At 33.7% G+C, this 19,303-nt stretch carries 19 protein-coding genes; 7 read left to right on the forward strand and 12 right to left on the reverse strand.

The window, feature by feature from the left end:
• Positions 1 to 10 precede the first annotated feature (10 nt).
• The 8 genes from Q0871_RS05655 to Q0871_RS05690 all read right to left on the reverse strand — a co-directional run bounded on the left by Q0871_RS05655 (position 11) and on the right by Q0871_RS05690 (position 8,479).
• Positions 11 to 574 carry a hypothetical protein gene (locus tag Q0871_RS05655; RefSeq protein WP_299319212.1) on the reverse strand — a complete coding sequence of 188 codons (564 nt, stop codon included), beginning with the start codon at positions 572 to 574 and terminating at the stop codon, positions 11 to 13.
• A gap of 357 nt (positions 575 to 931) precedes the next feature.
• Complete coding sequence (locus Q0871_RS05660) at positions 932 to 1,573, reverse strand: hypothetical protein (RefSeq protein ID WP_299319216.1); 642 nt, start codon at positions 1,571 to 1,573, stop codon at positions 932 to 934.
• A 66-nt stretch (positions 1,574 to 1,639) separates the two neighbouring features.
• Positions 1,640 to 2,038: a hypothetical protein gene (locus Q0871_RS05665; protein ID WP_299319219.1), complete on the reverse strand. Its 399-nt coding sequence runs from the start codon at positions 2,036 to 2,038 to the stop codon at positions 1,640 to 1,642.
• Between the two features lie 59 nt (positions 2,039 to 2,097).
• Positions 2,098 to 3,882 (reverse strand): OmpA family protein, encoded by a 1,785-nt coding sequence (locus Q0871_RS05670; protein WP_299319223.1) that lies wholly within the window; start codon positions 3,880 to 3,882, stop codon positions 2,098 to 2,100.
• Positions 3,883 to 3,891: 9 nt separating this feature from the next.
• Positions 3,892 to 5,466 carry a hypothetical protein gene (locus Q0871_RS05675; protein WP_299319225.1) on the reverse strand — a complete coding sequence of 525 codons (1,575 nt, stop codon included), beginning with the start codon at positions 5,464 to 5,466 and terminating at the stop codon, positions 3,892 to 3,894.
• Positions 5,467 to 5,473: 7 nt separating this feature from the next.
• A complete protein-coding gene (locus tag Q0871_RS05680) occupies positions 5,474 to 6,094 on the reverse strand; it encodes a hypothetical protein (RefSeq protein ID WP_299319227.1) in 621 nt (206 codons plus the stop codon).
• 10 nt (positions 6,095 to 6,104) lie between these two features.
• On the reverse strand, positions 6,105 to 6,923 hold the full coding sequence (locus Q0871_RS05685; RefSeq protein ID WP_299319230.1) for a DUF4412 domain-containing protein: 819 nt from the start codon (positions 6,921 to 6,923) through the stop codon (positions 6,105 to 6,107).
• 806 nt (positions 6,924 to 7,729) lie between these two features.
• A complete protein-coding gene (locus Q0871_RS05690; protein WP_299319234.1) occupies positions 7,730 to 8,479 on the reverse strand; it encodes a hypothetical protein in 750 nt (249 codons plus the stop codon).
• Positions 8,480 to 8,962: 483 nt separating this feature from the next.
• Between Q0871_RS05690 and Q0871_RS05695 the strand changes: the two genes are divergently transcribed.
• From Q0871_RS05695 to rimK, 6 genes are all read left to right on the forward strand, one after another.
• Entirely contained in the window at positions 8,963 to 10,375 is a 1,413-nt protein-coding gene (locus Q0871_RS05695; protein ID WP_299319237.1) for an arginine decarboxylase, read from the forward strand.
• A 93-nt stretch (positions 10,376 to 10,468) separates the two neighbouring features.
• Positions 10,469 to 11,407 (forward strand): agmatinase, encoded by a 939-nt coding sequence (speB, locus tag Q0871_RS05700; protein WP_299319240.1) that lies wholly within the window; start codon positions 10,469 to 10,471, stop codon positions 11,405 to 11,407.
• The gene (locus Q0871_RS05705; protein ID WP_299319243.1) at positions 11,394 to 12,371 is read left to right on the forward strand and encodes a deoxyhypusine synthase family protein; all 978 of its coding nucleotides are present in this window, start codon (positions 11,394 to 11,396) and stop codon (positions 12,369 to 12,371) included. Before speB ends, Q0871_RS05705 begins: the two co-directional genes overlap by 14 nt.
• Before the next feature lie 2 nt (positions 12,372 to 12,373).
• The gene (locus tag Q0871_RS05710; RefSeq protein WP_299319246.1) at positions 12,374 to 12,697 is read left to right on the forward strand and encodes a hypothetical protein; all 324 of its coding nucleotides are present in this window, start codon (positions 12,374 to 12,376) and stop codon (positions 12,695 to 12,697) included.
• Between the two features lie 115 nt (positions 12,698 to 12,812).
• On the forward strand, positions 12,813 to 14,339 hold the full coding sequence (locus Q0871_RS05715; RefSeq protein WP_299319250.1) for a bifunctional GNAT family N-acetyltransferase/carbon-nitrogen hydrolase family protein: 1,527 nt from the start codon (positions 12,813 to 12,815) through the stop codon (positions 14,337 to 14,339).
• A gap of 37 nt (positions 14,340 to 14,376) precedes the next feature.
• Positions 14,377 to 15,747 carry a 30S ribosomal protein S6--L-glutamate ligase gene (gene rimK / locus Q0871_RS05720; RefSeq protein ID WP_299319254.1) on the forward strand — a complete coding sequence of 457 codons (1,371 nt, stop codon included), beginning with the start codon at positions 14,377 to 14,379 and terminating at the stop codon, positions 15,745 to 15,747.
• A gap of 108 nt (positions 15,748 to 15,855) precedes the next feature.
• Here the strand turns inward: rimK and Q0871_RS05725 are convergent, their stop codons facing one another.
• The gene (locus Q0871_RS05725; protein ID WP_299319258.1) at positions 15,856 to 16,278 is read right to left on the reverse strand and encodes a hypothetical protein; all 423 of its coding nucleotides are present in this window, start codon (positions 16,276 to 16,278) and stop codon (positions 15,856 to 15,858) included.
• Between the two features lie 128 nt (positions 16,279 to 16,406).
• A complete protein-coding gene (locus tag Q0871_RS05730; protein ID WP_299319262.1) occupies positions 16,407 to 17,348 on the reverse strand; it encodes an NAD-dependent epimerase/dehydratase family protein in 942 nt (313 codons plus the stop codon).
• A 63-nt stretch (positions 17,349 to 17,411) separates the two neighbouring features.
• Between Q0871_RS05730 and Q0871_RS05735 the strand changes: the two genes are divergently transcribed.
• Complete coding sequence (locus Q0871_RS05735; protein WP_299319266.1) at positions 17,412 to 17,912, forward strand: hypothetical protein; 501 nt, start codon at positions 17,412 to 17,414, stop codon at positions 17,910 to 17,912.
• A gap of 164 nt (positions 17,913 to 18,076) precedes the next feature.
• Here the strand turns inward: Q0871_RS05735 and Q0871_RS05740 are convergent, their stop codons facing one another.
• Both Q0871_RS05740 and Q0871_RS05745 read right to left on the reverse strand, forming a co-directional pair.
• On the reverse strand, positions 18,077 to 18,781 hold the full coding sequence (locus Q0871_RS05740; RefSeq protein WP_299319270.1) for a hypothetical protein: 705 nt from the start codon (positions 18,779 to 18,781) through the stop codon (positions 18,077 to 18,079).
• Positions 18,782 to 18,917: 136 nt separating this feature from the next.
• The gene (locus tag Q0871_RS05745) at positions 18,918 to 19,292 is read right to left on the reverse strand and encodes a hypothetical protein (RefSeq protein WP_299319274.1); all 375 of its coding nucleotides are present in this window, start codon (positions 19,290 to 19,292) and stop codon (positions 18,918 to 18,920) included.
• Between the last annotated feature and the right edge of the window lie 11 nt (positions 19,293 to 19,303).

The raw sequence follows: 19,303 nt of genomic DNA on the forward strand, positions 1-19,303 counted from the left end.
ACTAAACCTGTTAAAAACCTAAGCTCTGATTGTAGATTAAAGTATCTCCTAATTCATCAGTTTTTTCAATTTGAATATTAATTTGATTACCAAAACCCTTGGCATTGATTTCTAAATATTGTAGATCAGGTTCCCCCGGTAATGGACTCAATTTGTCTATAGTTGTTAATAATTCTCCATTAATGTTACTTATAGTACATTTTATTAGAGAAAATTTACTGCTGAAAATAAAGTATTCGAACCTTACAGGAACGCATTTACCATTAGGCATGTCACAAGGTACGGGCCATCTTTTCATTACTTCATCAAAACTAGAAATTTGGGCATAACGTTGCTTTAATTCATCTTTTACAATTAGCAATTCAGTAGCTTCTTCTTCCGTGGCATTCTTTAACTTAATGTCTATAAGTTGAATTTCATTATTTATATAATATTTTTCTAGGTCACCTTCATAAATATAATTTTCACTGGTAAGTTCAATTTTTTCTTTGTTTGTAATGGTTCCTGTAAAGTCTTTATCGCAGGCGCATAAAACAACACTGCACATTACTATTAATAATAGTTTTAATTTCATAATATAGAAATTTTAAATTTTAATAAATAGATTTAGTTATAGTTTAAAAATCAGTTGGTTACACTTAAAAATATGTGATTTACCAGTTAGAACCTATAAAACATGTAACAAGTGCCGTTTGTAGTGTAACACTGGTATGTTTTATAGTATAATTGCTATTATTTAAGTTTTTTCAGCTTTAAGAAAAAGTACTTTCAAACTTTTTTGATCTAGCTGTATCTGTAATAACATAATTGTAACCTGGAGTGTTCGTAAAATTGTTTTCATCTTTCGTGTTTTAATTATTATTTACAATTAATGCAGATAGGTGAGAAAGGTTAACAATGTTTAGAAAAATAGTTCAGGAGTTTGTAGATCCTACAACGTTTTTTCAATGATAAGACTATTGTTGTCGTTTAGTTTGAATGCAGCTTGATTAAAAAATGTTTCAAACGCCTGTCTTAGATCTTTCCTAAAATATTTGGAGTACTCTTTATGGATTGGTTTTTGGTCTTTTCTTGCAAATTTTCCACTTATGGTTATACCCTGTACCTTAAATTGAATGGTATCGGCAGTTTTTATTGGGTTTAGTAAGAAGCTGATATAGGTGTCCCCAGACCATTGAACTATATGTGGTGACGAATCTGAAGTTCTGTGAACACATGAGAAATCATTTAGTTGACTTCTAATGTTTATAGTGTCATGCGGATTAAATTTTAAAGTCAAAAAAACATTACCGTATTTATTAGCTCTAAAATTGGCTTCAACACTTGTGGCAGGCTCAAAATTGTATTTGAAGTATATTGGACCAGCTTGTCTATTTTTCGTTTGTTGTATTGGTTTTTTTATTGTGGTAGAGTCAATTTCTGGTGAAATATCTAGCTTATTTTTTATATGAAGGGTAGTTATGAAATTATACCAATTTAATTGAGCTTTGTTTTGTGTAAAAGTTAGTTGAATGTTGTTTGCTGTTTTGTTATTTAAAATTTCAACAAGACTAGTAACTTCGTTTTGTGTCATTGTTTGACAGTAGCAACTAGTAGTTAGCAATATCAGAAGTATATGGTATATTATATGTTTCATGAGTTAATAACTTTCTTTTTTTAGTAATTGGTCAATTTTCTCTCTAGTATATATCCTTTGGTATACATGGGTAAATCCATCATGTATTTCATCACGTACATATAATTTTTTGTTGTTAACGGTAAATGAGCCCCAGAAAGGGAATTTATCTTCTATTTGAATATGGTATACACTATCTGTACTGCTATATATTGATTTGGATTTTATTAAATAAAAATTTGCTGAAGATTTTAATGAACCTTTTAAATATGCTCTGAATTTACAATCAGATGAAAATATAATAGCATTGTGATTAGGATTTGAATGAGCATACCCTCCTATACCACCACTAATTTGTATAAGTTTCCAGCCTCCAAATAAACTGTCTGGTGAAGATTGTGAGTATACAGATTTTATACACATGAGGCTTATTATTAAGCCTATATAAAAAATTGGTTTTGACATTTTATACTATTTAGATATTAATTGGGTAGTATAAGCACATCAACTCTTCTGTTCTTGGCTCTGTTTTCTTCGGTGTCATTTTCAACTAAAGGTTGCGACTCTCCAAAGCCTTTTTCTTTCCAACGAAAACTACTACTTTGAATTAGTTTTTTTAATTCGGCAGAGACACTTTTGGCTCTGGATAATGATAGTTTTTGGTTGGTTTCTGCGCTTCCTATATCATCTGTATGACCTTCTACTATAACATTACCTTTTTTAAGTGCGGCTATATTTTCCGCAAGCTCTTGTAAAGCGACTATTCCTGCCGGTTTTAAATTAGATTTACCCGTTTCAAATAGAACTTTGCTGTCAAGATTTAATCGCATGGCTGCACCAATTGCAGCTATGGCATCTACATCTGCACCTGGTAAGCCACTTTCCATTTTTAAATCTGTAAGGCGTACATAGTAAAATAGTTCGCCCTTTTCTACAAAGGGTGAAATATCTACTTCGGCAACACCTCCATCAATTTTACCAACATGAATCCATTCTTTGCCGTCCTTGGAAATTTCTAAATTAGTCGGCTCAATTTGTCCGATTTCAAAAATGTACAGATCAGGACCATTTACATCGGTCAATGCGTTATCTGTGAACTGTACAGTAATGGTACCACCTAAGCCAAGACTATGAATTCCGGTGATGTCTTCTATATCGAAACCTTGTAGTACATCTGGTTCTCCTATGACATTATTTACTTGTTGGGTAAGTAATAATGGGTGGTCGGAAGCTACTACTGCATCAGCAAAAGATAGCTCTCCTAAGGGCAGATAAACTGCTTTTTTCATATGCCCAACATACGTTTCTCCGGCTTCATCACCAAAATAGAGATCAGGATTTAATTTCTGGAATTTATCCTTTGCTGCTTTAGCCTTTCTCTCGAAATCTCTTTGAAATACTTTGACTATTTTTTTACGATATTTTATGGTTTCTTGATATCTAGAACTTGCTTTTAACACGCCAGAGTTGATTTCGTTTTCACTTTTTTCAAGATCAGCTAAAACTTTATCGGCTTCTTTGACGCTATGTAATTGTCCAGTTACTTTCTTCAGCACTTCAATTTTCTTGGTTTCTTCGACAGTAGGTGGTTCTTCATTTTTACGTTCAATATCACGAATAACATAGCCTGCTTCAGTCAAATCCAATTTTTCCATGACATTGGTGCCCGCTAAAGAATCAATAGTCTTTAGTTTTGCCATGGTAGCTTCAGGACCAGATTCTGCTTGGACCATTAAAATTGCCTCTTCAAGTGAAACTCCCGTTGGTGTATTTTTAGAAGTCAACTGTTCTTTTGATAGTTTACCTTTTAATTCTGGTTCATTATAAAGTTCAAGCTTTCTACTCTCAATTGCTGCTTGAGCTAAAACTTTTAGACTGTCTGGGTTATTTATTAGTTTTTGTATTTCTTCCCTAGACACTCCGCTTGCTTCTATCAAATCAAGTATAGCATCTGATTTTAGCATATCACCAAAAGAACCTAGGTCTTCTGAGCCTTGGCTATCAGTCCCGCTCATTTCTAATAGCATCTTTAAAGCATTAGCTTCTGGGGAGTCATTATCAGAGTTCACATCACTATTGCTTATATCAAACAGGTCGCCTAATTGCTCCATAGATTTTTCTAGGTCATCTGATGAAAGTTGTTTTTCATCACCATTTTCGTCAGATTCGATTTCTAAGGTTTCATTTGAAATTTTATCAATTTTAGAGTTTTCACCACATGAAGCAATGAGTACAGCTGCGGTGATAAATAGAATTATTTTTTTCATAGTATTTAATTAAAATGTAATTCTTGATGTTCGCATATTGGCTAACATAATTGAAGCCTGAGTTTTAAATAAACTTGTAGTTTGTGAATGTGTTGCTAAACAATTCTCGATTGCATTAATATCTAGGCTCATATCACTTAAATATTGATTAAATTTTTTGTCGTATTCTAATTTTAAGGTTTCCATTGCTGGTCGTACTTTGTGTAACCGAATATTAGACCAGCCAAGACCAGCACCTGGCACAGAGGCTAGTGCATCAGCACTTGCTATTCCTGCATTAAGATCTGATCGCTTTCGGTAATAGAAACGTTGTAATTGCATAAAATAGGTATGTCTTTTTCTAAATCTATTAAATGGCTTTATTGCACAATTCTTGCAATCTTGTTTATCCTCACAGTATACAAGTATCGGGGTTTCCTCACCTTCCTCTTCATCTTCATCTTCTTGATGTTGATCTTGTTGTGATAATAGATCGACCTGTGCTTGTAATCTTCTAACTTGGTTTCTTAGTCTTGCCAGTTCTTCATAGATTAAATCATCAGGTAATATTCTCGCATCACTTTCTGTTGGTTCACCAGGCGAATCTGCTCCATAATCTTCGTTAAACTGCTCATCTGCCTCTCTAATTCTTCTTTCAACGGCGGCCGCAGCGTCACCTGATAATTCTAAAGAACCTTGATTAGGTTCTAGTCTAATTACGTGAGTTGTTCCATCATCTCCTTCTAAATGTACTGTGCGATCTTCTGCAGGACGGTAATCTGGACTCTTAGAATTAATAAGCACTTGATTACTTACATTCTCTGACCTATACTCTATAAATACCGCTGGTTCTTTATCGGACATAGGAACCGGTCTTGGTTGACTGGATTGAGCATAGGTGTTTGCAAAAGAACATATGCCAAAAATTATAATGGACAGTTTTTTTGTTTTTTGTTTTTTAAAAATGAACAAAACGAATAAAATTATGATTACTATTAAAAGCCCAATAATGATGTACATTAGATTGTTTTCTTTTTCTTTTTTGTATGTCAATGAGGTTTCAGGAGTTTCCGAAGTTTTTTGAGTCTCTAAGGAAATGATGTCTCCAGACACCCCCAGTGTTTTCGCATATTGGTTATACTCTTCAATATTATCAGTAAAACGAATTAATGATTTGGTGGAGGGAAATTGTAAACCGGTCTTTACGGTTAATAAATAAGGTATTCCCGCTACTTCAGAATTAACGCCAATCCCGGCAGTATTCATAGTCCTAAAAATTTTATCGACAAATTTCTCCCCACTTGTTGAAACTTTCGATTCCACTTTTTCCCAACTTTCTTTATGAAAACTTAAGTTAATATTATGGTCTGGAGCTTTTGAGATTATCCGTACCATAACAGGTGTTTTAATATCTAAACCATTAATTATAAATTTTTGTAAAGAATCTCCTCCACCTGTAGTCCATTCCATGGCACCAGCGTAAGTACCGTCATCTAGCTTGTTAAGTTTAATTTCATGGACAATAATTTTGCCGAAGAAGTCTGTTAATTGAGCATTACTTAAGTTGGTAAATGCAAGAAAAATTATAATTAGTATAGTTCTCATAACCTTATTATTTTCTATGTTTTTGCAATAAATAGTTAGCCAAATCGGTCATTTTAAGACGTAGCTCTTCATGTTGCTCTTTGGTGCGATTGGTATTTGCACTTTTAATTCCGTAGTGTATTAAGAAGGCGTGGTCATAATTTTCATTGTAAATTATGATCCTACCATGAGCAGGTTGTTGGGCTATGTAACAATCGCCGGTTTCAGCTAACTCTATGTCCATCCCCATAATTTTTAGCCTAGCTTCTTTACGTTCCAAATAACTGGCAATTTCTTTTTTGTTCTGTTTTTTTGAGCTTGGGGTTGACCTCCATGAAATTCTTGAGTCACCATCTAAAGTATTTGTGCCAAATCCTTTCAAATCAAAAGAACATTTGTTTCCTCCAATTTTATCCAACTTATTTAGGTTTGATTCTGGTACTTTGAGCACTTCTGCCAATTCAGCAATACTCATATCACAATCGTTATTATTAAATAGAGAATTATAATTACCTGAGGAGTTTGAACTATTTTCTTCTTGTTTTGACGAAGCCGATACACTATCTGATTCGCTGGTACTCTGTTTTTTAGGGGTTTCGGTACATGCTATAAAAAGAAAGAGGAACAAGACTGCTATTGTGTGTCTCATACTGAATGTTTTAAAATGGTTTTTCATAATCTAAAGTGTTAATGCTAAAGTCTTTCTCTATTAGTTGTGTACAGATCATATGAACTGGTTTCGCATTTTTTTGCGAATAATCGATCATATCCATTTCAAGTACCAAACCGTCTATAATACTTAACCACGATGGGTCAATTCCCTTTTTTATGTTTTTAAATTTCTTTGTTCGTAAACTTGAATATGCGGTATGGAATGAAATATCTGCATCTTGGGTTATCCAAACATTACCTGATAATTGCGGTCCGGTTACTTGGTACTCATCACATTCGTACCCTAAAATATCTTTTGTTTGACCTGTTTTCGAAATATTATAGTCGTCATTGTTCATAGCTAGTTCAGGTGCATCTTCTAAATCTAAGCGTACTGAGTTTGTTGTTCGCTGACCACCCATGTTCATAAAGGTGTGAATAGCCTCATTGGGTAAATCCATTACGGTTACGAATTCTGAAGCATCTTTCATATTAAAAGAGCTTCCTATATATTCATCTTCATTGGTTAAATAGTAGGTGATGTCGGTCGTGCTTCCATCACTCTCTATTTCCATTACATACTCGTGGCTAAATGAATAAAGCTCTAGCTTTTCGGCTTTTTTGTTTTTAAACATTCTACCTTTATTGTTAAAGACAGTGTCGAAAGATTTTTCTGTTTCACGCTCTGTTTTTTCAGCTACTTTTCTCTCTATAGTTTGTGCTGCAGCTTCCTGTGCACGTTCTTTAAGTTTTTTTAAAAATTGTGCGTTAGCATTGGTAGTTATGCTGAATACAAACAAAATCGCTATTAGTTTACATGTTTTCATGATGTTCTTTTTTAGTCGTTTGTCTTTTAATGACACGATTTAAAAAAGGTTAACATCAATCTTTTTTCTGAACAACATTTTTTAATGTTTTTCTTTGAAATCTTTAATTGAGCCTTTGTGACTTTAGTAGTTTTTCATTAAAGTCAGTTTGACTTTGACCTTGGAAATACAGGAGATCGATTAATTACGAAATGAAGACGTGTACAAATAGTGAACAATTAGTTGTGTAACTATATGTTTAGTAATAGTTTATTATAGTATGGATTTGAACGAAGAAATTTGTTCTGAGGATGTACAATGACAAACTTCGTTATAACATTATACCAAGAATATAAATGAAAATTTTGCTTTTGTATATAGTAACATCAATTTAATAACAAACGGTTGTTGTTTACATCACTTTTCAGCAGACTTAGAACTATAATTTTGCAGTGCCCTTTAAAAAGGATACGTTCATAATTTGAGTTAGTTTAGTAAAGCCGATTTATACAATCGGCTTTACTTTTGCCATATAGTGAAGACCAATGCCTTTATATATAGTTGATCTTGTTGAACTAATTTTTGTTTTCGCTAAAAAGGAATACCACTAAAAAGGCAACTATTAAACAAATTGCGAAAAATCCGAAAAGATTAATGTAATTAGACATAAGTAGGAATTTTCAGCTAAACTATAAAAAGTATGGCAGGGCAACCTTCATCTAAAGTTATTTTCGATAAACGGTGTCCATTCTATAGTTTGATAATTATAAACCAGTAATCATTGGCTGAATTATTGGGTTATCCATCATTAAATAGTCCTGTTTTCTTTATGAACCAGTTACTATTCTTTTGCTCCATATTTCATACATAGGCTCCCCTTTGCTGTTTTTACCTGTATGGTGCCAGTCATCACCTTCAAGTTTATAATTAAATTCTAATTGTGCGCCAACTCTAGTATTGTCTTTAGAGAAGAATTCTATTTGTTCTTTATATATCCCATTTACGGATGAGTAGGTACCGCCGCCAGTTCCTGAAAATCGAAAAGATTCGGTGTCATAGGCTATCCATTGAAATGTATTGTCCATTAAAAATTTTAATGTTTTTCTTGAACTTTGTTCATCTCTTCTTTCTTGCCCGGTATCAGGTCCTCTAGTTGCAAAAAGCCAAGCGCCATCTAAATCTTGAGTTGTAGCGACAAGAGGTGTTAAAGTTAGTTTTTGATCCCAATTCATTATTAGATTTTTACCGTTTATTTCTACAGGAATAGATAATTGTCTTAAAGTATCATTCTTATAATTAGAATTGAATTCTAACAATGCAACCAATAAGGTATTCGATGCTGTTTTTTCAATTTGAAAAAATCCACCTACTGTTTTAATAAAATTTGCTGGTTCAATTTCATATTCATTGTAAACAAAATAGTCGTCGTTTATCTTTAGTTGATGCACTATTTTTTGACCATTATTTTGAACGGTGTCTGTATAGATTCCTGGCGAAATTTGACCGTAAATTGTCAAGTTGATTGCAAAAAATAGAAATGCAAACGCGTTAAACCTTTTTGTATGTACTTTTTTCATTTTTAAAATTTCGTTTTTGTTTTTTAATAGGCTAAAAATAAATAAGTTACGAGTTGTGGAAAAATAAAATTCATATTAAAATCTTAAATTTAATCTTTTGTCGTAAAAAAAATAAAAAGCCTTGTTTTTTCAATTTTTTTGATTTCATTTGTCCTGTTCTAATTCACTATTTTGTGTGTTAGATATTTCAAGCTTTTAGCTGAACATTATGTATCGTTATTCTATGTTCGGGTTTGAGGGAAATTGGAAGTATTTTTCTCAAATGGCTTATAAGATAGGTTGCCGATTAGTTAAGCAAACTTCCAAATCATTTTCTACTATCATGCAAAGTCAGCATGATTACTTCTTTATTCCTACAACTCAGAAGCAAATTCTGGTGTGATATCCTACTTAAAAATAGTTACGTTTTCTTAACTTTAAGTCTATAGGCTAGTTACTACATTTATCATAATCATATTTCATTATTATTTAATATTCAATTTCATGAATACCAAATACATTGATCTTATTGATCAAACTTACTATTTCCCTCAAGAAGAGTTTAATTTAGATGGTGAGCACTTACAATTTCACGGAATTCCGTTGAACGATTTGGTTCAACAATATGGCAGTCCGTTGAAATTTACATACCTCCCAAAAATATCAGAGAATATTTTGAGAGCCAAAAATTGGTTTGCAAATGCAATAGAAAAGAATAACTATAAGGGTAAATACCATTATTGTTATTGTACAAAAAGTTCTCATTTTCAACATGTAATGCATGAGGCTCTTAAGAATGAGATTCATATGGAAACCTCTTCTGCTTTCGATATTAATATTATCGAAAAACTAAAAGCAGATGGTAAGTTGACGGATCAAACATATGTCATCTGTAACGGTTTCAAACGTGAGAAATACATTGACAATATTGCTAGATTAATTAATAACGGTCACCAAAACTGTGTGCCTATTATTGATAATTATGAGGAGATAGATTTACTTTCAGATGCAATTAACGACACCTTTAAAGTTGGTATTCGAATAGCATCGGAAGAGGAGCCAAAATTTGAGTTCTATACTTCTCGTTTAGGTATCGGTTACAAGAATATTGTTCCGTTTTATGAGAACCAAATAAAAGATAATGACAAGGTTGAACTTAAAATGCTTCACTTCTTCATTAATACTGGTATTCGTGATAATGCGTATTATTGGAACGAGCTTGTAAAATGCTTAAAAGTATATGTGCGTTTGAAGAAAATGTGCCCTTCATTAGATAGCTTAAATATTGGTGGTGGCTTTCCAATTAAAAACTCATTGGCTTTCGAATACGATTACCAATATATGATCAATGAGATTTTAAATCAGATCAATATTACATGTTCAGAAGCAGATGTGCCTGTACCTCATATTTTTACTGAATTTGGTAGCTTTACTGTAGGGGAAAGTGGTGGTGCTATTTATGAGATTTTATACCAGAAGCAGCAGAACGATCGTGAAAAATGGAATATGATAGATTCGTCTTTTATTACTACGTTACCAGATACTTGGGCAATCAATAAAAGATTTATCATGTTACCAATTAACCGTTGGAACGATGAATATGAGCGTGTATTGTTAGGCGGATTGACATGTGATAGTGATGATTACTACAATAGTGAACAAAACATGAACGCAATCTATTTGCCTAAGTATAAAAGGGAGAAACCATTGTATATCGGCTTTTTCAATACAGGTGCCTATCAAGAATCAATAGGTGGGTATGGCGGTTTACAACACTGCTTAATTCCGCAGCCAAAACATATATTGATTGATAAAGATGAAAACGGTAACTTCACTTACAAACAATTTAGAGCTCAGCAAAAGGCAGAAGATTTGCTTGGTATTTTAGGGTACGATGTAACTGCTGACGATGAATAAAAATAATTTGGCTGCAAAGACCGATACAGATAGAATTACGTATATAGAATTAAAAATAGTACTAAAAAACCACTTAACAATAGCTAATATATCATGAGTATATCTAAGAATTATGCCGGTATTTCCGATGAATTCGCACAACTAGAAAAATCGAAAATTATCTTGATACCTGTTCCTTATGATGGAACTAGTACTTGGGGTAAAGGAGCGGACAAAGGTCCAGAAGCTTTTTTAGAAGCTTCTGAAAACATGGAATTGTATGACATTGAAACTGATTCTGAGGTTTACAAACAAGGTATTCATTTAACTGAGCCTATAACCGAAAAAAGTTCGCCAGAGGCAATGGTTAATGAAGTTCATGCTGTTACTAAAGACTTTATTAAACGTAATAAATTTGTCACCCTTTTTGGAGGTGAACATTCTATTTCTATAGGATCTATTCGTGCTTTTAATGAATGTTTTGACAACTTAACCGTATTGCAGATAGATGCGCATGCAGATTTAAGAGAATCATATGAAGGTACCAAATACAATCATGCTTGTGCAGTATATGAGGCAAGCCAAACTACTAATTTGGTGCAGGTAGGTATTCGTTCTATGGATATTATTGAAAAAACGGTAATGGATGAAGAAAAAACATTCTTTGCACATGAAATGGTAGCCGATGAATATTGGTCAGATAAGGTAATTGAAGCAATGACAGAAAATGTATTTATTACGTTTGATCTAGATGCTTTTGACCCTTCTATTATGCCTTCAACAGGAACTCCAGAACCAGGCGGATTACTTTGGTATGAAACTATGGAATTCTTAAAACAGGTTTTTGAAGATAAGAATGTAGTAGGTTTCGATATTGTAGAACTTTGTCCGAACAAAAATGATAGATCGTCAGATTTCTTGGCGGCTAAATTATATTACAAAATGCTTAGCTATAAATTTGCAGGGCAAGAAATCGATCAAGAGTATGATAATACTTTTGACGTTGATTATAAAGCAAACACAAATTCAAGATTCGAAGATGACGAAGACTAAAGGTGCGATCACTAATTTTATAGAAAAATACTATTTACACTTTAATGCTGCTGCATTGGTTGATGCTGCAAAAGGTTATGAAGAGCAATTAGAAAATGGAGCCAAAATGTTGGTTTCATTAGCAGGTGCTATGTCTACTGCAGAAATAGGTAAAATCTTTGCAGAGATGATACGTAAAGATAAGGTACAGATCATTTCTTGTACAGGTGCTAACCTAGAGGAAGATATCATGAATTTGGTAGCCCATTCTCATTACAAACGTGTGCCTAACTATAGAGATTTGACTCCGCAAGACGAGTGGGATCTGTTAGAGAAAGGCTTGAACAGAGTAACGGATACGTGTATTCCTGAAGAGGAAGCTTTTAGAAGATTACAAGAGCATATTTTCAAAATTTGGAAAGATGCCGATGATAAGGGAGAGCGTTTTCTACCTCACGAGTTTATGTACAAAATGCTACTTTCTGGCGTGCTAGAGGAATATTATGAAATAGACCTAAAAGATTCGTGGATGTATGCTGCTGCAGAAAAGAACCTACCTATCATTTGCCCAGGTTGGGAAGATAGTACTATGGGAAACATCTTTGCATCATATGTAATGAAAGGTGAGTTGAAAGCCAGTACTATGAAATCTGGTATTGAATACATGACGTTCTTGGCAGACTGGTATACAGCTAATTCAGAAAACGGAATAGGATTCTTCCAAATTGGTGGAGGTATCGCGGGCGATTTCCCAATCTGTGTTGTGCCAATGCTTTATCAAGATATGGAGCGTACAGATACGCCTTTCTGGAGCTATTTCTGTCAAATTAGTGACAGTACTACCAGTTATGGTTCTTACTCAGGTGCAGTACCTAACGAGAAAATAACATGGGGTAAATTAGATATTAATACACCCAAATATATAATTGAAAGTGATGCGACAATTGTTGCGCCTTTAATTTTTGCTTACCTATTAGACATGTAATTATGGACAAAAATGCACATTTAAACAGAGTCATTGTTGACTTTAAGAAATTAACGCCAGAGGTTCTTAAACTTTTGGTAGAAAGATATCCAGATGGGTATGATGATCGTAATATTATCTCTTTCAGAAATTCTCAAGGAGAACGAATAGAGGCTGTTGAGGTTTTAACTGAAGACACTAAATATTTAGTAAAAATCAGTGCCAAGCTTGAGTACACGATGGAGAATTATGATGTGGATGATTATGAAGATTTCGATGATGATGATCCAACTGCTGTAGTAGAGCCAGATCCTGAAGATATGGTTGATGGTGCAGACGAAGACTAAGTTTTCTAGTCCATTATCAAGATTTTACTTAAAGATTCCGGTTTGCTTTTAGTAAGCCGGAAAATGAATCACACATAAAAATTAAACTAAATATCGTTGTGCTTACAACAGATAAATGAAAATTGACGAAATTGAAAATATTGAATTAAAGTTTTTAGACCTTGATGATTATCAGGAATTAAAAACAGCTATGATTTCTGCTTATGCCAACATGCCTGGGTCATATTGGAAAGAGGAACATATAAAATCTTTGATCGATAAATTTCCTGAAGGTCAGGTTGTTATTAAGATTAATGGTCAATTGGCAGGTGTAGCATTGTCTATAGTTGTTGATTATGATTCATTTGATGACAGCCATACCTATGAACAAATTACCGGTAAGTTCAGTTTTGATACTCATGATGATGAGGGCGATGTACTTTATGGTATCGAAGTTTTTATAAAACCAAGCTTTAGAGGTTTGCGCTTAGGTAGACGTTTATATGACTATAGAAAAGAGCTTTGCGAGAAGTTGAATTTAAAGAGTATTGTATTTGGTGGTCGTATGCCTAATTATCATAATTATGCGGCAGAGTTATCACCCAAAGAATATATTGACAAAGTTCGTCGTAAAGAGATTCAAGATCCCGTTTTAAATTTTCAGATCAGCAATGATTTTCATCCTGCTAAGGTCATGAAAGGCTATTTAGATGGGGATAAGGCATCTCAAGACTTTGCTATTTTAATGGAGTGGGATAATATCTACTATCAAAAACCTTCTAAGAAAGCTGCGACTAAGAAAACCATAATTCGTTTAGGGTTGATTCAGTGGCAAATGCGCCCTTATAAAGATTTAGATGAGCTATTAGAGCAGGCAGAATATTTTATTGATGCTGTTTCTGGTTATCGTTCAGATTTTGCATTGTTTCCTGAGTTTTTTAATGCACCCTTAATGGCGGTAAATAATCATATGTCTACGCCAGATGCCATTAGAGAGCTAGCAAAACATACACAGGCAATTGCACAGAAATTTTCAGAATTTTCGATTTCCTATAATATCAATATCATTACGGGTAGCATGCCTGAAATGATAGATGGTCGTTTGTACAATGTCGGTTACTTATGTAGACGAGATGGTAGTATGGAACGCTATGAAAAACTTCATGTTACGCCAGACGAGGCTAAAGTATGGGGTATGCAAGGTGGTAACCAATTAAAAGCCTTTGATACAGATTGTGGTAAAATAGGTGTATTGGTGTGCTATGATTCTGAATTTCCAGAACTTAGTCGTTTATTGGCTGATGAGGGTATGGATATTTTGTTTGTACCTTTCTTGACAGATACACAAAATGGCTATTCTAGAGTGCGTAATTGTGCTCAGGCAAGAGCAATAGAAAACGAATGTTATGTGGCTATTGCTGGTAGTGTAGGTAACTTACCTAATGTTCAGAATATGGATATTCAGTTTGCACAATCTATGGTATTTACCCCGTGTGATTTCTCTTTTCCGACCAACGGAATTAAAGCAGAGGCTACACCAAATACCGAAATGATTTTAATTGCTGATGTTGATATTAGTTTACTTCGAGAATTAAATCAGTTTGGGGCAGTACGTAACCTTCGCGATAGAAGAACAGATTTATTTGAGTTAAAAAAGAAATAAGAAAGCTCCTATATTTAGGGGTCAAAAACAAACAAAATTGGATAATTTAAAGATAGTAGGTAGTGAAGAGTGGTGTGTGTTTAATGATTTGGGTATCCCAGCGATAAAAGCCAGGGTTGATTCTGGGGCAAAAACATCTTCCATACAAGCTACCAATTTAAAGATTGTTACGAGAAACGGACAAGAATGGGTAAAGTTTGAGGTAAGTCCGCTACAAGAAAACCGTAGTATAGCTATAGAATGTCAAGCAAGATTGGTTGCTCGCCGTATGGTAAAAAGTTCATCGGGTATATCTGAAGAGCGATTGGTTATTAAAACACCGGTGACTATTGGTGAAGATACTTTTGAGATTGAACTTACCTTGGCGAATAGAGATACGATGGAGTTTCGTATGCTGTTGGGTAGAGAAGCTTTAAATGAACGTTTTGTTGTAAACCCTGCTGTTAACTATCAGTTACAAGAATTTAATGATAAGGAGATAAATACTTTGTACGCTCCTTACTACAAAGAGAAAACAGGTTTGAAAATTGCACTTTTAGCCAGTAATCCTAATTTGTATAGTAACAAAAGAATCATGGAAGCTGCAGAGGCTAGAGGTCATGAGATACATTTTTTGAATGTAGAACAGGCTTATATGAAGCTTGATGCTCATTCTCCTGAAATTAGATATCGTGGTGGTATTATTTTGAAGGATTATGATGCGGTTATTCCACGTATTAAACCTTCTGTAACTTTTTATGGTTGTGCCTTAATTCGTCAATTCAATAATTTAGGAGTCTATTGTCAAAACTCATCTGAAGCAATTACTCAGTCTAGAGATAAGTTGTTCGCTTCTCAGTTATTTTCTAATCATGATATTCATATTCCTATTACGGGATTTGCAAAATCACCAATGGATACCAAAGACTTGATTAAAATGGTTAATGGTGCGCCTTTAATAATTAAGCTTCTAGAAAGTACGCAAGGTAAAGGTGTTGTTCTGGCAGAAACTAATAAGGCTGCAGAAAGTGTTATTAATGCCTTTAAGAGTGTTAATACCAACATTTTGGTACAAGAGTTCATTAAAGAAGCAAACGGACAGGATATTCGTTGTTTCGTAGTAAATGGTAGAGTAGTGGCTAGTATGCAACGCCAGGCCCAAAAAGGAGAATTTAGAGCTAATATTCACCAAGGTGGTATTGCTTCTATTATTAAAATAACTGCAGACGAAAAGAAATTGGCTTTAAAAGCAGCCAAAGTATTAAACCTTGCAGTTGCCGGTGTAGATATTATTCGTTCCAATAAAGGACCGTTATTGTTAGAAGTAAACTCTTCACCAGGTTTAGAGGGTATAGAAAATGCTACAGGTAAAGACATCGCCAATGCCATGATTATGGCAATTGAAAAGCGTTTGAAATTTATCAACTAAGTTCTAATTTCAGAAGTGTAAAAACAAAAAAAGAGGTTACCTGAAAAGTTAACCTCTTTTAATTTTTATAGTTGAACCTTGATAGTGGTTCGGGCATAATTTATAGGATTATCCCATAAACATTAAACTTGATATAATAGCCCAAACACCAAGACCAATAGCTGCTATACCAAATTTGCCTTGTAATGGTGCAAGTTTAGCTTTTAGCTCTTCTCCTTTTTTCATCGCTTCTGCATTTTTAGATAAAAGCATTTCTTGAATCATGCCATAACCTAATAAGAAGCCTAATACTGCAGTAACAATACTAACAGCAATCCAGGTAATCCACCAAATTGGAAAACTACCAAGCATACCGAGGTTTAATACTGCGCTAATGATACCCCAGATACCCCAGATACAGAAAATTAGACCAATCCAACCTTGATATGGTGTTATTTTGTCTAATAGCTCTTTTGCATTTGGTTTTTTTGATAAAAGCAATGAAGGCACTGCTAATATTCCAAGAATAATTAATGTAAGTCCGTAAATCATAATTTTAAATTTTAGGTTGGTTTCCTGTGAATAACGGATTAATATACTATAAAGTATAAAATTGAAAAATAAGAATACCTAAAAATGAGTTACAGTTTTTTTTAAATGACATTAATTTTCGTTTGTGACTACTCCTTCAAATTTTCTAACATTACTTTTGTAGTTTTTTGAAGGTCGAATTCCGCCTTCCAACCCCAATCGTTTTGTGCAGTCGTATCATCAATACTACTTGGCCATGAGTTAGCGATTTCTTGTCTAAAATCTGGCTCGTAGGCTATTTTAAATTCAGGAATTACAGCTTTAATACTTTCCTCCATTTCCTTTGGCGTAAAACTCATAGCAGCTAAATTGTAGGCAGAACGTTCTTTAATATTCTCTTCAGATGCTTCCATAATCTGCAAAGTGGCACGTATGGCATCGTCCATGAACATCATTGGTAATTTAGTGTCTTCTTCTAGAAAGCAAGTGTATGAACCTTCAGAAAGTGCTTTGTGGTAGATTTCTACTGCATAATCTGTAGTTCCGCCGCCTGGCATGGTTTTCCAACTAATAAGCCCTGGGTAACGAATGCTTCTTACATCCACATTAAACTTATTAAAATAATACTCGCACCAGCGTTCTCCACTTTGTTTGCTTATACCGTATACGGTACTTGGCTCCATAATGGTATTTTGTGGAGTATCTTCTTTTGGAGTGTTCGGACCAAAAACGGCAATACTCGATGGCCAGAAAATCTTTTCTATTTTTTTGTCTTTCGCTAAATTCAATACATTGAAAAGCGTATTCATATTCAGGTTCCAAGCACGCATGGGGAATTTCTCTGCAGTAGCACTTAACATTGCAGCCATTAGGTAGACCTCAGAAATGTCGTAATAGGCGATTACCTCTTCTAAAGCATCATAATTGGTAGCATCTAAAATTTCAAACGGGCCTGATTCCATTAACTCATCGTTACCTTCTCTAATATCGCTAGCTATAACATGTTCGCCACCGTGTTTTTCTCTTAGGGTTAAGGTTAGTTCTGTACCTATTTGACCACAGGCCCCAATAATTAATATGTATTTTGGCATTAAAATTTGCGTTAAATGAATTTGAGATAAAGATACCTTTTCTTAAAATTTGTACATTCGCTTATGTCCAAAATTATCTCTTTTTTAATATTAATTATATTGGTTTCTTCTTGTAAAGATGCTGTACAAGAAAATAATGCTATTCATGAAACTCGTTGGGAAGAAACAACAGATAGCCTACCAGCTAAAATTCGCGTTGATGCTAAAGCACAAAAAATCTTAAATGATTGGAAAGAATATAGTGCATTGGAAAAGAGTTTTGATAAAATCTACACTTCTGAACATATAGAAGATTTTCAGTTTTTGATTGATGAGTTGATAGAGAATCAGAAAAAAATGGAAGAGAGCGCGTATCCAGAAAAATTTAATATTCCACAGATAAAAGGGAGACAGAAATTATTTAAAACCTATGTTTTAAAAACTAAGGGTGATTTGGAGTATATGCAAGATCCTAAGGAATCTATGAAACAAATGATTACTGCTTTTAATGATTTAAGAAACCAGTTTAACGTAGTGGTCAAAAATACTTTGCCAGATGAATTACTTAAAAATGAAGACAATTAGTCTAATCTCATAAATTTCTAGAATGTTGGTGGACAAAGGAAAGTGATAGCTTATGTATTGTCGAAAAGCGTACTAAATGATTTGCTCTTGAAAGCCCAAAAATTGAGTAACAAAAAAGGCGAATCTGTAAGATTCGCCTTTTTTGTTTCAATGACATTTCATAATTATTTTTTCTCTTCTGGAGCTTCTTTTCTAGAAGTCAAAGCTTGTTTACTTAAACTAGCCAAGTTAAAATTAGGGTCAATTGCCAATGCTTCGTCTAAGGTAGCGATTGCTTGATCAATATTTCCTTTATCCATATTATACTGAATAAGTGCCTTCACGTGAATAAAAGCTGCTTTTAAGGGAACCTCGTAAGGTTGCTGACGCTCGTAAAAAGCATATTTCATATCATCTGTAGCATTGGTAATACCATATTCTACATGTTTCATTGCACCAACGTTATCACCTGTTTGTACTTTAAGATCTGCCAATTCATAGGCAAGGTATGCATTTGGCTCTCTAGCATTTAATGCTTCAAATTGCTCTAAGGCTCTTTTTGGCTGATTTAATGCTTTCAATGAAACCGCTTTTACTTGAATAGCTAAATTAGAATCAGAATCTACTTTCTCGATTCCTATAATGTTTAAGGCTTGTAAATGTTGATTGTCATTTGCATAAATATAGGCAAGGGTATCATTACGTTGTTGAGAAGGGGATAAGATATTTAAGTGCGTCAAAGCATTAATTACACCATCGACATCTCCTTGTAAACGCATTTGGTCATAAAATGCTTCGTAATGCGTTAGTAATTCTGATTTGGTCTGTGAGTATCCATAACTACATGAGAATAATACGGCAGCTACAACTATTAAAACTGATTTTTTCATCTTTCTTGTTCTTTTTAAAGTGCGCTAAACTATTAAAATTATCTGTATGATCCTGTTAAGGAAAGGTTTAAATGTTAGAAATGAAAAAAGGTGCCCTACAGGGCACCTTTTTTAAACTTCAATAGTTTGTAAATTCTTAAGCCAATTCTAATCTGTTATTAGATTTTCTAAAAGAATTTAAAAGCTGTGTATAAAAGCCAATACTCTTATTGTCTTTCTCAACACATGAAATTAGAAACTTACACAAGTTGTTAAATAGTAAATTCGTGTAAAATGTTGGTAAATAAGTGTTTACCGTTTTAGGGTCATATAGGCTATCGTCTTCTATAACCTCCATTTTAATTCTATGGCGATGATAGTCTATAGTTACACTTGTTGCATTATAGTATTTTTTCAATAATGCAATATGTAATTCTTCGTACTTTTTAGAACCGTTCGGGTTCTTGCAACTTAGGGAGATGAGCTTCTCTAATTCAACTAAAACCCTCTCCCGTAATTTATCTTTCTTCATAATATTATGGT

This window comes from uncultured Maribacter sp. (genome assembly GCF_947500985.1).
Taxonomy (GTDB): domain Bacteria; phylum Bacteroidota; class Bacteroidia; order Flavobacteriales; family Flavobacteriaceae; genus Maribacter.